The organism is Microbispora sp. NPDC049125 (genome assembly GCF_040802045.1).
Lineage (GTDB): Bacteria > Actinomycetota > Actinomycetes > Streptosporangiales > Streptosporangiaceae > Microbispora.
Genome location: NZ_JBEZDW010000001.1, coordinates 491,566 through 505,185, shown reverse-complemented (window position 1 = coordinate 505,185; position 13,620 = coordinate 491,566). Strand labels below are relative to the sequence as shown.

At 70.1% G+C, this 13,620-nt stretch carries 11 protein-coding genes; 6 read left to right on the top strand and 5 right to left on the bottom strand.

Annotation, left to right across the window (positions count from 1 at the left end):
• Positions 1–74: 74 nt before the first annotated feature.
• The 5 genes from AB0B72_RS02205 to AB0B72_RS02185 all read right to left on the bottom strand — a co-directional run bounded on the left by AB0B72_RS02205 (position 75) and on the right by AB0B72_RS02185 (position 6,182).
• A complete protein-coding gene (locus AB0B72_RS02205; protein ID WP_367736431.1) occupies positions 75–1,682 on the bottom strand; it encodes an MFS transporter in 1,608 nt (535 codons plus the stop codon).
• A 69-nt stretch (positions 1,683–1,751) separates the two neighbouring features.
• The gene (locus AB0B72_RS02200) at positions 1,752–2,492 is read right to left on the bottom strand and encodes an SRPBCC domain-containing protein (protein ID WP_367736430.1); all 741 of its coding nucleotides are present in this window, start codon (positions 2,490–2,492) and stop codon (positions 1,752–1,754) included.
• 125 nt (positions 2,493–2,617) lie between these two features.
• A complete protein-coding gene (gene metE / locus AB0B72_RS02195; protein WP_367736429.1) occupies positions 2,618–4,927 on the bottom strand; it encodes a 5-methyltetrahydropteroyltriglutamate--homocysteine S-methyltransferase in 2,310 nt (769 codons plus the stop codon).
• Positions 4,928–5,200: 273 nt separating this feature from the next.
• The gene (locus AB0B72_RS02190; RefSeq protein WP_367736428.1) at positions 5,201–5,590 is read right to left on the bottom strand and encodes a VOC family protein; all 390 of its coding nucleotides are present in this window, start codon (positions 5,588–5,590) and stop codon (positions 5,201–5,203) included.
• Positions 5,591–5,744: 154 nt separating this feature from the next.
• Positions 5,745–6,182 carry a hypothetical protein gene (locus tag AB0B72_RS02185; RefSeq protein WP_367736427.1) on the bottom strand — a complete coding sequence of 146 codons (438 nt, stop codon included), beginning with the start codon at positions 6,180–6,182 and terminating at the stop codon, positions 5,745–5,747.
• Positions 6,183–6,402: 220 nt separating this feature from the next.
• Here AB0B72_RS02185 and AB0B72_RS02180 point away from each other — a divergent pair, with 220 nt between their 5' ends.
• The 6 genes from AB0B72_RS02180 (at position 6,403) to AB0B72_RS02155 (ending at position 13,604) form a co-directional block, all read left to right on the top strand.
• The gene (locus AB0B72_RS02180; protein WP_367736426.1) at positions 6,403–6,987 is read left to right on the top strand and encodes a hypothetical protein; all 585 of its coding nucleotides are present in this window, start codon (positions 6,403–6,405) and stop codon (positions 6,985–6,987) included.
• A gap of 200 nt (positions 6,988–7,187) precedes the next feature.
• Positions 7,188–8,189: a Gfo/Idh/MocA family protein gene (locus AB0B72_RS02175; protein WP_367736425.1), complete on the top strand. Its 1,002-nt coding sequence runs from the start codon at positions 7,188–7,190 to the stop codon at positions 8,187–8,189.
• Between the two features lie 200 nt (positions 8,190–8,389).
• Positions 8,390–8,818: an ester cyclase gene (locus tag AB0B72_RS02170; RefSeq protein WP_367736424.1), complete on the top strand. Its 429-nt coding sequence runs from the start codon at positions 8,390–8,392 to the stop codon at positions 8,816–8,818.
• 64 nt (positions 8,819–8,882) lie between these two features.
• Positions 8,883–9,782, top strand: coding sequence for a LysR family transcriptional regulator (locus tag AB0B72_RS02165; protein ID WP_367736423.1), 900 nt, complete (start codon positions 8,883–8,885; stop codon positions 9,780–9,782).
• Positions 9,783–10,347: 565 nt separating this feature from the next.
• Positions 10,348–10,800, top strand: coding sequence for a DoxX family protein (locus tag AB0B72_RS02160; protein WP_367736422.1), 453 nt, complete (start codon positions 10,348–10,350; stop codon positions 10,798–10,800).
• A gap of 308 nt (positions 10,801–11,108) precedes the next feature.
• Positions 11,109–13,604, top strand: coding sequence for a glycoside hydrolase family 9 protein (locus AB0B72_RS02155; RefSeq protein WP_367736421.1), 2,496 nt, complete (start codon positions 11,109–11,111; stop codon positions 13,602–13,604).
• The last annotated feature ends 16 nt before the right edge of the window (positions 13,605–13,620 follow it).

Sequence of the window (13,620 nt, the reverse complement as noted above, 5' to 3'; positions counted from 1 at the left end):
GAACGAGACGAGCGCGCACCGATGCCGGTGCGCGCTCGTCGCTTTCCTGCCCGGCCGTTCCCGGCCAGTGACGGTCAGGCCGCGGACAGGGCGGCTTCCCGTGACTCCGGGACCGGCCGGCCGGTCTCGGAGTTCTCCACGCTGTCGCCGGGGCTCGCGGCGCCGCCGTCCCCGCCGCGCAGGATGGCCACCGCGAGCAGCGCCGTGCCGGCGAAGATGACCGCGCCGGTCGCCGCGACCGTGGTGAGTCCGCCGCTGAACGCGGACCGGGCCGCGTCGAGCAGCTGGTCGCCGATCGCGGCGGGCAGCCGCTGAGCCTGCGCCACGGCGGCGGTGATGCCGCCCCTGGCGACGGCGGCGACGTCGGCGGGCACGCTCGCGGGGACGGCGAACTCGGTGCGGTAGACCAGGGTGCCCAGGCTGCCGAGGGCGGCGACGCCGAGGGCCACGCCGAACTCGCCGCCGGTCTCCGAGATGGACGCGGCCGACCCCGCCTTCTCCGGCGGAGCGGAGCCGAGGACCAGGCTCGTGGTCATCGCCATGGGAAGGGCGATGCCGAAGGAGGCCAGAACCAGCCCGGTCACCACCAGGCCGAGGCCTCCGTGCGGGCCGGCCTGCGTCTGCGCCAGGAGGCCTGCCGCCGCGATCCCCAGCCCGATCGCGATGACGTACGCCGTGGGGACGCGGCGGGCGAGCGCGGGGGCCAGCGTGATGCCCAGGACCATCGCGACGTTCTGCGGGATCAGCCACAGCCCGGCGTCCATCGGCGACAGGCCGGCGACCGTCTGCAGGTAGAGGGTGGACATCAGCGAGGTGCCCGCCATGACGATCCCGCCGAGCAGCATGACCGCCAGCGCCGTGCTGAAGACCCGGTTGCCGAACAACCGCAGGTCCAGCAGCGGGGAGGCCAGCCGCCGCTGGCGGCGTACGAAGACCAGCCCGACGGCCGACCCGGCGGCGAGGGCGAGGAGCGGCGGCGTCTGCAGGCCGTTCCTGGCGACCTCCTTGAGGCCGTAGATGACGGGAAGGATCGTGGCCAGCGACAGCGCCACGCTGGCCAGGTCGAGGCGGCCGGCGGAGGCGTCGCGGTACTCGGGGAGCAGGATCGGGCCTGCCACCAGCAGCAACACCATGAACGGCACGCCGAGCAGGAACGCCGACCCCCACCAGAAGTGCTCCAGCAGCAGGCCGCCGACCAGCGGGCCGAGAGCCATGCCGCCCATGAAGCAGGTGAACCAGACGCCGACGGCCTGGCCCATCTGCTTGGGGTCGCGGAACATGTTGCGGATCAGCGCCATCGTCGAGGGCATCAGCGTCGCACCGGCGACTCCGAGCAGGGCCCGGGTCGCGATCAGCATGCCGGGGCTGGTGGAGTAGGCGGCCAGCACGGAGGTGACGCCGAAGGCCGCCGCGCCGATCAGCAGCAGCCTGCGCCGGCCGACGCGGTCGCCGAGCGTCCCCATCGTGACGAGGAAGCCGGCCAGGACGAACGAGTAGATGTCGAGGATCCAGAGCTGCTCGGTGGCGTCGGCCCCCAGGCCGGCGCTCAGGTGGGGCAGCGCCAGGTAGAGCACGCTGACGTCCAGCGACAGCAGCATCGTGGGCAGGGCCAGCACCGCCAGCCCGATCCACTCCCGGCGTCCCGCGCGCACGGCGGGGCTGGAAGGGATGGTCGTGTCCATGAGAGGTCCCTTACGTGGTCGGCGGGCGGACGGTGTGGCCCTGGGGGATGGTTCAGGCGAAGGAACGGATCAGGCGAAAGAGCGGTCGAGCCAGGAGCGCAGGGCCCCCTCGATCGCCTCGGGGTCGGCGTCCCCGGCGAAGCCGTGGCACTCGACGAGGGCCATGTTCTGGGCGTGGGCGAACATGTAGAGCTCGTCGGACGTCGCGACGCCCACATAGGTCGGCGCGGCGAACGCGACGACGCCGTCGGCCGGGGGAAGGCCTTCCACCGCGATCCGCACGGGGGCGCCCTCGACGGCCGGGCCGGTGAGGCTCAGGGCCTCGCCGATCTTCGCCCACATCCGCGCCTGGTCGGCGGCCCCGGAGCCGGGGACGAAGGACACGGAGGTGGCGGTGCGTCCGGGGAAGTACTTGAGGTAGGCGGCCAGCTTGCACAGGTACATGAAGTCGCCGGTCTTGAGTGCCTCGTACTCGGCCTCCCAGTTGTCCCCGAGGAAGCCGTTGTGGACGAGCCGCAGGGTCGTGGTGCCGCCCTCGCGTCCCTCGATCAGGTACTCGAAGGCCATGAACGTGCCGTCGGGGTTCTTGTCGCCCTGGTACGCGAACCGGACGCCCGGCTCCCACGCTGTCACCGTGCCCTGCGCGGTGAAGCCGGCCATCGTCATCTTCGTCGCGCCGCCCACGCCGGGCTCGATCTCGTTGCGGCCCATGAACCAGGAGTCGACTCCGGGCCCCGTGGCGATGGCCTCCCAGACCTGCTCCGGGGTGGCGTCCAGCTGGATCTCCTCGCGGACCTCGAACTCGTGCATATCCGGCTCCTTCAGCTTGATTCGTCGTCGGTTCTCGCTGTCCCGGCGGCGGGGCCGTTCTCCCGGGCACGGCTCTACCGTCTCACCGACAAATAAAATTGTCAAGGAGAACCGAACGTTCGGCTTCAGGGCCTGGTGGCGGCGGTGACCGCTGCCTCCCGGGACAGATCGGCCCTCAGGACGCGCGCGGCGTGGACGAGATTGGTGAGGGCGGCCTCCACCTGGTCGTACGTCCTGGTCTTCAGGCCACAGTCGGGGTTCACCCAGACGCGCGCGGCGGGCAGCACCCGCAGCGCCGCCCTGAGCAGCTCCTCGACCTCGCCCGTCCCCGGCACCCGGGGCGAGTGGATGTCGTAGACCCCCGGGCCGAGCCCCCGGGCGAACTCGCCGACAGCCGGGTCGCCGAGGATCCGGCCGCCCGATCTGGCCGACTCGACCGTGGTCACGTCGGCGTCGAGCGCGTCGATCGCGGCGAGGATCTGGCCGGCGTCGGAATAGCACAGGTGCGTGTGGATCTGCGTGCGGTCTCCCGCGCCGGAGGTGGCCCGCCGGTAGGCCGCCACGGCCCACTCCAGGTAGGCGTCCCGGTCCCGCCGGCGCAGCGGCATGAGCTCCCGCAGCGCCGGCTCGTCCACCTGGATGACCGGCACGCCCGCCGCCTCCAGATCTCGCACCTCGTCCCGTACGGCGTCCGCCACCTGGAAAACCACGTCGCGCAGCGGCAGGTCGTCGCGCACGAACGACCAGGCGACGATGGTCACCGGGCCGGTGAGCATGCCCTTGACCGGCCTGTCCGTCAGCGACTGGGCGTACCGGGCCCAGCGGACCGTGACGGGCTCCGGCCGCCGGACGTCGCCGTGCAGGATGGGCGGCCTGGTGCAGCGGGAGCCGTACGACTGGACCCAGCCGTGCCGGGTGACGGCGAAGCCGTCCAGGTGCTCGGCGAAGTACTGCACCATGTCGCCCCGCTCCGGCTCGCCGTGCACGAGCACGTCGAGCCCGAGCCGCTCCTGGAGCGCGATCGCGCGCTCGATCTCGGCCCGGACCAGGCTCTCGTACGCCGCCTCATCCAGTTCACCCGACGTGAGCGCGGCCCGGGCCCGGCGCAGCTCGCCGGTCTGCGGGAACGAGCCGATCGTCGTGACCGGGAGGATGGGCAGCCGCAGGTGCTCCGCCTGTGCCGCCGCCCGCACCTCGTACGGGCTGCGCCCCTCGGCGCCGTCCCCCGGAACCGCGGCGGCGCCGGCGGAGACCACGGTGGATGGGGCGGAGAGCGCGGAAGACAGCGCGGAAGACAGCGCGGAAGACAGCGTGGAAGACGCGGAGGGCTCGCGGGGCTCGGGTGAGGCGAGCAGTGCGGCCAGCTCCACGACCTCGGCCACCTTCTGCTCGGCGAACGCGAGCCGGCGCCGCAGCGCGGGGTCGAGGCCGGTCTCCCGCTCCACGTCGTACGGCACGTGCAGCAGCGGGCAGGAGGTGCCCACCGTCACCGTTCCCACGCGCTCCCGTACGGCGAGCAGCGAGGCCAGGGCCCTGCCGGTGCCGGTGCGCCAGACGTCGCGTCCGGAGACCACCCCCGCGACCACGGTCTTGCCCGTGAGCATCTCGACACCCGCCGGGGTGCCCCGGACGAGATCCACGCCGACCGCCTCCACAGGCGTGCGGGCGAGCGCGGGCAGCGCCTCGCCGAGGCCGCCGAAGTACGAGGCGACGAGCATCGCGGGCCGCTCGGGGTGGCCGCCGAGCCGCCCGTACGCCCACTCGGCCGCGGCGAGCTCCGCCTCCGTCCGGTCGGCGGCCAGCGCCGGCTCGTCGAGCTGCACCCAGGCCACGCCCTCGGCGGCCAGCTCCGCCAGCAGCCGCCCGTAGACCTCGACCACGTCGGCCAGCCGATCGAACGGCAGGAAACCGGCGGGGCTTCCCGGAGCTGCCTTCGACAGCAGGAGGAACGTCACCGGGCCGAGCAGCACCGGCCGGGTCTCCAGCCCCAGCCCGCGCGCCTCCCGGGCTTCGGCGAGAGGCTTGCGGGCGTCGAGCCGGAAGGCCGTGCCGGGACCGACCTCCGGCTCGATGAAGTGATAGTTGGTGTCGAACCACTTCGTCATGCGAAGCGGGGCGATCCCCTCGGCCCCGCGCGCCATCGCGAAGTAGGTGGCGAGGTCGTCGTCCTGCCGGTACCGCTCGGGCACCGCGCCCAGCATGACGGCGGTGTCGAGGACATGGTCGTAGAGGGAGAACGTGTTCGACGGCAGTCCCTCCAAGCCGAGGTCGCGCAACCGCAGCCAGGTGTCCTCACGCAGCCGCCGCCCGGTGCTCTCCAGCTCCTCCCGGGTCGAACGCCCTTCCCAGTACGACTCCAGTGCCCGTTTCAGCTCCCGGCGCGGCCCGATCCTCGGGTACCCCAGCACGGTGGATGCGGGAAAAGCGGTCGTCATGCCGGCTCCTCGTCGTGGTCGTCGTCGCAGCGACACGCATCCTGCCCGCCGCGACGACCCCGGCCGTGGATCCATCACCCGCGCTTATGAATCGTCCGGGACCGTCGTCCCGCCGCCCCCCGGTCGACCAACCGCAGTCCGCCGTCCGGTGGATCGTCGCCTGGGCCGACGGCGGGGGCATACGAGACCGGCCGCACCTGTGTTCACGACCCGCGCCACCCGAGTGGGCTCGATTCAGTACGTACGCTCGCGTCCGTTCCGGGTCAGGCGGTGTCAGGCGTCCCAGCGCTGGGCGTTGTGATCGTTCAGGGAGCCCGGGGGCTGCGGGATGACGCAGAAGGGCAGTCCGGCGGGGTCCTCCATGACCCACCAATGGTCGTTCACCAGCTGCAGGCGTCGGGCGCCGAGGGCCTCCAGGCGCGCGGTCTCCGCCTCCAGGTCGTCGGTGTGAATGTCGAGATGGACACGCGCGGGGCCTGTCCCGAGCCGCTGGATGAGCAGGGCGAAGACGTCACCGTGTAAGAAGGCGCCGTGGTACTCCGGGTACCGCTGGAACCGGGTCAGCGTCTGACCGGTCGCCTCCTGCCAGAACGTCAGTTCCTTGTCGTGATCGCCCTCGGGCACATCGATCACGACCTTGTAGAGCCTGCTGTGGTGCGTCATGTCCCCCATCCTCCCGTCGCCGGGCCTTGGACGGGGTGTCATCACCGGGACCGAGTGTTCGCCTGGTCCTGGTCGGGTGAAGAGCGATGCGAGAGAACGGAGAGCCGCCGGCCCGCTTCATCTTCCGTGTGATGCCGTATCGCTTTACCGCAGCCTATGGCGCCGCCGGCCAGAACTGTATTTTAAGCAGAGCGAAGCTGATGAGTTCCGGCGTGAAATCTTCGTGGGCGAGGGACTTACGGTGGACTCTCACCCCCCAGACGCCGCCCGGCCGACCGAGGTCGAACTCCGCGCCGTAGGAGGAGTCACCGGAATAAGAACTTATCGCGACCACCTTTCCTGAGGCGAATCGGACGCTTCCGGACCAGGACCTGTCCCAGGAGTCGATGGGAGGAGGCGGCCCGTTCCAGACCTCGTATTTGATGAGACATCTTTCACTGTCCACGTTGATCGCGATCGCGTTGTCGCCTGCGGCAACCCATTCGACCGTATCGATGTCATACAGGTCCACCTCTGCGTCGACGTCCGCGACACCGGTCATGTATTTCAATATCCCGTGCGGATCAACTAGTTCACCGATGATTTCGGTCACGGCTTCTCCTTGCTTCTGCGACACAGGAAGGCGGGACCCGCATGGCTTCGCCGGCGGCGACCCGGACAGGCCCCACCGAAGACGCGCAATTGCCCTTGCAATCCCCAGCTAAAGCCGCAATATTACATAATTCACCCTCCAAAGTAACGATTCCGTCGACCTGTGATCGAAGGGGCTCGACGAAGCGTCCAGAGAGTGTCACGGCACGATGGAGGCTTGGGTGGACAATCAGAACAACTCAGACAAAGACAATCATATTACGACCATCATCGTCGCCATAATCAGTGGCTTGTTCCTGGTCATCTCAGCCTACGTAGGTGCGGATGCGAACAAGTCCGAAGAGAAGGGCTCGGTTGCCACCCCTGCGGCGCCCGCGCCGTCTCCTTCTTCAGTCACACCTCGTTCTTCCGCCGGATCCCCGTCACCCGTCCCCGGCATCCCGGTCGACCTCTCCGCAGTTCCGGCAGGTCACCGCACCGTGACGGTGACCGCAGCGATACGCCGTCCCGCCAGGACGGGCTACAGCTACTGGTTTGTCCTCGAAGTCCAAAAGGTCAGCAATACCCACAGCGAGTTCTACCCCCGTCAGAAGGTAACGGGAGAAATCAGCTTCGAAATCGACATCCCGTACGACGCGGACATCAGCCGGCCGCGGACCGGTCAGGTTTTCGAGGTGCCGGACGAGATCGGCGATCGGCTGGAGTCGGGACACCCTGATCCCGGAAACCCCTCAGCGGATTTCCTCTTCACACCACCGTGCACCTGCGCCGTCTCGAGGGAGATCGCCCTCGCCTTCAAGGACTGACGCTCAATGGTGCGACGACAGGCGATGCCCACGTCCTACGGTCGTGCGGGCCGCCAAGCGGTACCGGAGCGGCGGCGGTCGAGGGGAGCGGTTCCGGATGAGTCGGACACATGGTGAGATATCGAACATCGCGTCTCCGGAGCCGCCGGGGCATCGGGACGCCGTACGAGACCGGTTCGACGGAAAGAGACACGGCTGCCATGACGACGCACCCCCAGGCTTCCCCGCCGCTCCGCTGGGCGATCATCGGTACAGGCGGGATAGCGAACGCCTTCGCCGACGACCTGCGCCTGTCGGACACCGCGGAGCTCGTGGCGGTCTGCTCCCGTACGGCGGAGCGGGCCGAGGCCTTCGCCCGGCGTACGTCCGCGGCCCGCTGGCATTCCGACCAGGCCGAGTTGCTGGCGGCCGACGACATCGACGTCGTGTACGTCGCGGCCCCCCACAGCGCCCATCACGAGCTGGCCGTGGCCGCCATCGAGGCCGGCAAGGCCGTCCTGGTGGAGAAGCCGTTCACGATCAACCGCGCCCAGGCCGAGGAGCTGGCGAAGCTGGCCCGCTCGCAGGGGGTGTTCCTGATGGAGGCGATGTGGACGCGCTTCCTGCCGCACATGATCCGAATCAGGGACCTGCTCGCCCAGGGCCGACTCGGCGAGCTGAGGATGCTCACCGCGGAGCACGGCCAGTGGTTCCGGCGCGACCCGGCGCACCGGATGTTCGATCCGCACCTGGGCGGCGGCGCCCTGCTGGATCTCGGCGTCTATCCGGTGTCGTTCGCCTCCATGGTGTTCGGCGCTCCGTCGTCGGTGCTCGCGTCCGCGCAGTTCGGCGACACCGGCGTGGACGGCCAGACCGCGGTGCTGCTCCAGTACGAGCAGGGCGTCCAGGCGGTGGCGACGAGCACGATGCAGGCGCGGCTGGACAACCGGGCGTCGATCGCGGGGACGGACGCGCGCATCGACATCGACCCCACCTGGTACCGGCCGACGTCCTTCACGCTGACCGAGCGCACGGGCGCGGTCGAGCGTTACGAGTTCCCCGAGCCGGGCAACGGGCTGCGCTACCAGGCCGAGGAGGTGGCGCGGTGCGTGCGGGCGGGCCTGCTCGAAAGCCCGGTGATGACGCTCGACGAGTCCTGCCAGATCATGGGCACGATGGATGACGTACGGGCCCAGATCGGCCTCCGCTACCCGGGGGAATGACATTCGACGCCATCTGTGACGCGGAGGGAAAGCCCTGACAGCCGTGACACCGGGGTCCGCCGCCCGCCAACGATCATGAAGCGATGCGGAAAACACCTTGGGGTCACGTTCACCTCCTTCGGGGTAGTTCGCTCTCACAAGGGCGAGGTGGTGACCACCGTGCGCGGGCTTTCCCATCCCGAGACGAGAGGGCGTGTCCAGTGCGTGACACTCGCGAACTCGTCGGCACGCTCGCCGGGGCGATCACCGCGCACGACGACGACGCGCTGGTCGGCTGCTTCCATCCGGACGCCGTGCTGGTCACCCCCCTCGGCATGGTCGAGGGGCGCGAGCAGCTCGGGTGGTACTACCGGCAGCTCTACACGGCGTTCCCCGATCTCAGGTACGAGATCCGCCGCTGCGCCGTCCATGAGGACGGCGTCGTCGTCGAATGGACGATCAGCGGCACCCACCTGGGGCCGCTGACGCTGCCCGGCGGCCTGGAGGCGGAGGGCAGCGGGCGCGTCGTCGCCTGGCAGGGGTGCAGCGCCTACAGCGTCGAGGAGGGCGCGTTCGTGAGCGGCAGGATCTACTACGACCAGCTCGCCCTGTACCGGCAGATGGGCCACGGCCTCACCCCCGCCCCCTGAGGGCGGCGGGCATCCATTGCCCCCGCTTATGGGTGGCGGCGAACACAGGCGAACATACTGGAGCGTGGACCCCGGCCCGCCTCTGCGCGACATCGGCTGCTTCGCCCTCGTCGCCCGCCATCTCAGCTTCTCGCGCGCCGCGGCCGAGCTCGGCGTCTCCCAGCCCGCCGTGAGCCAGGCCGTGGGGCGCCTCGAACGTTCCCTCGGTGTCCGCCTGTTCGACCGGACCAGCCGGGAGGTCCAGCTCTCCCCCACAGGCAAGGCGCTGCTGCCGTACGCCGAGTCGATGATGGACTCCGCCCGGGCCTTCTCCGCCGAGGCGGCCCGGCTGGCCCTCTCACCGAAAACGACGGTCCGCCTGGCGTACCCCCCGCTGGTCGGCGCTCTCGCGGCCCGGGTCGCCCGCCGTCTCGCCCGCGCGGCGCCGCCCGTCGAGATGGAGCTGCGCCCGGTCGGGAGGAGAGCCGCGCTGTCGGCCCTCGCCGCCGGGGACGCGACCGCGGCGATCGTCGGCTCGCCTTTCCCGCGCGACCTGGCCACGGCCGCCCGGTTCCACGTGCCGGTGCGCCACCTGGCCGTCCCGACAGGCGACCCCCTCGCCGCACTTCCCGTGGTGCGCCCGGACCGGCTCGCCCGGCACCGGGTCCTCATGCCGGGCGACCGTCCGCCGGGCGGGATGTGGGCCAGGCTCGCGGCCCGGCTGTCCGGCCCGGACCGGCAGCACGTCGTGGCGGACGACATCGACGACTTCGCCGGCGCCCTCGACCTGGTGGCCGCCGGGGTGGGGCTGCTCCCCACCCCCCACCTGCTCGTCACGTCGATCCGCAGGGACGACATCCGCTTCGTCCCGCTCGACGGCGACGACCTGCACCTGACCTACGCGCTCGGCTGGTACGGCGAGCGGCTGCCGACGGGGCTGATGGCCCTCGTCCAGGCCGTCCAGGAGTCCCTGTGGACGCGTTAGCCCCGGTGGCCCCGCATGGACGGCGTCACCGCTCCCGCACGGCCTGAGCCGAAACTTTCACCGATCACCAAAGCACCGGGCGGGCCTTCACGGCCGAAATCGGCAGGTGAAACACGGAATGCCGGACGAGCGGCGGCGCCTTCACTGAAATAATTACAACGACACTTGACCGAAGATAGCCATGAATGCATTGTAGGTGGGCATCGCCCGGGCCGCATTCACCGGTGAATGACCCCGGGCGAGACCTTATCCATGGACGGAAACCTTCGGTACAGCGACGACGCTGACCATTGGCGATGCCCTACGCGGCACGATCGGGCGATTCGCCCAGCTTGCGCCTGCAGAGCCAGGCCTGGAACGAATCAATCGGACGCCGCCGACCAGAGGATGACAGGAATGTCCATGTCCTTACTCTGACATTACCCGGGATATCGCCGGATCGGCTCGAGGAGTGCCTATCTTCTCAGAAAACGAGATGGCGTCCTGGATATTCCTCACCCATGCCGCAGGACCGATTCAGGCTGAACGCGTCAATCGCCACCACGCCCGACCCATGAGGTGATCCATGAAATTCGATCAGTTCCGGGGGCCCGTGCTCTCACTGTTCCGCATCGTCATCGGACTGCTGTTCCTGTGCCACGGCCTGTCTTCGATCTTCGGCGTCATGGGCGGGAGCCGCGGAACCGGCCAGGCCATCCCGTTCGGCACCTGGCCCGGCTGGTGGGCCGCGGCCATCCAGCTCGTCTGCGGGGCGCTCGTTCTCATCGGGCTCTTCACCCGGGTCGCGGCCTTGCTCGCGTCCGGCTCCATGGCGTACGCGTACTTCGTCGTGCACCAGCCCAAGGGCCTGCTGCCCCTGCTCAACGGCGGCGAGCCGGCGGCCATGTTCTGCTGGTCGTTCTTCCTGATCGCCGTCTTCGGCCCGGGTGTCTGGGCGCTCGACACGGTGCTCCGCGGGCGCGGGAAGGGCCCCGGGGAGTACGTGCCGACCGGCCGGGCGAACCTGCAGAGCACCTGACGTTCCCTTCACGACCTGCCCCTCCGGCGCGGGAGCGGGCGTGAAGGGGCGGCGGCGGCCGGGCGCTCCGCGCGTCCGGCCGCCACAAGCCGGTGCTCCCGGCTGCGTCGCCGCGCCGCACGGCTCCGCCGAGCTGAAACTTTCAGCTTCCCCCTCCACTGGGGCGCATCTGACCAGGCGTGACGGGGCGGCACGGCAAGAAGTGCTTGGACCGCACCACCCCGCGACCGCACGATCCTTCTGGGGGACTTTCCGAGCCGCCCGCTCTCACACGCTGGAGGCGGCCCGTCATCTCACAGGGGGCACGCGTGGTGCGACTACTCAGACGGCTGACGAGCGCCGGTCTCGCGACCGCCTTGACCGGTGCCCTCCTGACCGTCACCTCCACCTCAGTACCCGCCGAGGCGGCGAGCTTCGACTACGCCGAGGCGCTGCAGAAGTCGTTCCTGTTCTACGAGGCGCAGGAGTCGGGTCACCTGCCCGCGACCAACCGGGTCACCTGGCGTGCCGACTCCACCGTCAACGACGGGAAGTCCGCAGGGGTGGACCTGTCCGGCGGCTTCTACGACGCCGGGGACCACATCAAGTTCGGCTTCCCCATGGCCGCCATGACCACGACGCTCGCGTGGGGCGGCGCCGACTACCGGGCGGCCTACGAGCGGTCCGGCCAGCTGCCGTACCTGCTGAACACACTGCGCCAGGCCGGCGACTACTTCATCCACGCCCACCCCGAGCCGAACGTCCTGTACGTGCAGGTCGGCGACGGCGGAGAGGACCACTCCTACTGGGGGGCGCCTGAGACAGTCGAGGCCAAGGGACACAAGCGGCCCGTCTACAAGATCACCGCGTCGTGCCCGGGGACCGACGTGGCCGCCGAGACCGCCGCCGCGATGGCCGCCTCCTCGGTCGTCTTCCGGCCCACCGACCCCGCGTACGCGGACACGCTGCTCACCCACGCCAAGCAGCTGTTCACGTTCGCCGACACGACCAAGGGGACGAACGGCCGCGACACGGCGTACGTCAACTGCGTCAGCGCGGCGCAGGGCTTCTACAACTCGACCGGTGAGGGCGGCCAGGTCGAAGGCGCGACCAAGATGTACTGGGACGAGCTCGCCTGGGCCTCCATCTGGCTGTACCGGGCCACCGGCACCGGGAGCTACCTCGACCGGGCCCGCGAGTTCTACCCGAAGATGGGCACCCAGGAGGACCCGGGCGGCAACGGCGCGCAGGTGCCGGTCTTCAACTTCGGCTTCGGCTGGAACGACAAGCAGTACGCCGTCTACGAGCAGATGGCCGAGCTCACCGGCGAGCAGAGGTACAAGGACGACACCCAGCGCTACCTGGACTACTGGACGGTCGGCTACAAGGGCAAGAAGGGCACCGTCACCCCGGGCGGCCTGGCGTACATCTTCTACTGGGCGTCACTGCGCATGGCGGCCAACACGGCGTTCGTGGCGCTGAAGTACGCCGACCACCTCGGGACGGCCGATCCCCTTTACGCCCGCTACCACGACTTCGGCAAACGGCAGGTCGACTACGCGCTCGGCGACAACCCCCGCCACTCCAGCTACATGATCGGCTTCGGCGCGAACCCGCCGCGCAACCCGCACCACCGCGGCGCGCACGGCTCGTGGACCAACGCGGGCCCCGACGGGGAGCCCGCCGTCAGCAGGCACGTCCTGTACGGCGCGCTCGTCGGCGGCCCCGACGCCGCCGACTCCTACACCGACAGCCGGGGCGACTACGTGAAGAACGAGGTTGCGCTCGACTTCAACTCCGGCATCACCAGCTCGCTCGCCGTCCTTTACGGCCAATACGGCGGCACACCCCTCGCCACGCTCCCCCGTGAGACGCCCGACGGCCCGGAGTTCTCCCTGGAGCCGACGATCACCCACCAGGCCCGTGAGACGCTGGCCAGGACCTACGTCATCAACAAGTCGGCCTGGCCGGCGAAGGTGCTCGACCGGGCGAAGTTCCGCTACTACTTCACCCTGGACGGCTCGACGACGCCGGGCCAGGTCACCGTCGGCACCTCCTACACCCAGTGCAAGACGCCCACCGGTCCGTACCTTCTGTCGGGCCGGACGTACTACGCGGAGGTCGACTGCACCGGGACGCCGATCTTCCCCGGCGGCCAGTCCGAGTACCGCCGGGAGGTGCAGCTGAAGGTCGGGGTGGCCGAGGGCGCGACGTGGGACCCGGCCAACGACTGGTCCGCGAAGGGCGCGGCCAACATGACGCTCTACGACAACGACGGCAAGCTCGTCTGGGGCACTCCGCCCGGCGCCGAGCCGTCACCGTCACCCTCCCCCAGCCCGTCACCCTCCCCCAGCCCGTCACCGTCTCCCTCGCCTTCACCCAGCCCGTCGCCGTCACCGTCGCCCAGCCCCTCCCCCAGTCCCTCGCCGTCACCGTCGCCCAGCCCCTCCCCCAGCCCATCACCGTCGCCAAGCCCGTCCCCCAGTCCCTCGCCGAGCCCGTCACCGGGCGCGGGGTGCGCGGTGACGTACGCCACCAGTGACTGGGGTGGCGGGTTCACGGCGACCGTGACCGTCACCAACCGGGGCGCCACGGCCGTCAACGGGTGGACGCTCAAGTTCACCTTCCCCGGCACCCAGAAGGTGACCATGCCCGGCTGGTCGGCCACCTGGACCCAGACCGGGGCGAACGTCACCGCCACCAACCTCGACTGGAACAAGACCCTCAGCCCCGGTCAGTCCATTCAGCTCGGCTTCAACGGCACCTACACCGGTGCCAACCCCAGACCCACCGCGTTCACCCTCAACGGCACCGCCTGCTCCTGACCCCGCACCGGCCCGG

What these genes read in the sequence shown, in the direction of transcription:
- AB0B72_RS02205 (WP_367736431.1), bottom strand. Translation starts at nt 1,682, where the DNA reads ATGGACACGACCATCCCTTCCAGCCCCGCCGTGCGCGCGGGACGCCGG.
- AB0B72_RS02200 (WP_367736430.1), bottom strand. Translation starts at nt 2,492, where the DNA reads ATGCACGAGTTCGAGGTCCGCGAGGAGATCCAGCTGGACGCCACCCCG.
- metE (WP_367736429.1), bottom strand. Translation starts at nt 4,927, where the DNA reads ATGACGACCGCTTTTCCCGCATCCACCGTGCTGGGGTACCCGAGGATC.
- AB0B72_RS02190 (WP_367736428.1), bottom strand. Translation starts at nt 5,590, where the DNA reads ATGACGCACCACAGCAGGCTCTACAAGGTCGTGATCGATGTGCCCGAG.
- AB0B72_RS02175 (WP_367736425.1), top strand. Translation starts at nt 7,188, where the DNA reads ATGACGACGCACCCCCAGGCTTCCCCGCCGCTCCGCTGGGCGATCATC.
- AB0B72_RS02160 (WP_367736422.1), top strand. Translation starts at nt 10,348, where the DNA reads ATGAAATTCGATCAGTTCCGGGGGCCCGTGCTCTCACTGTTCCGCATC.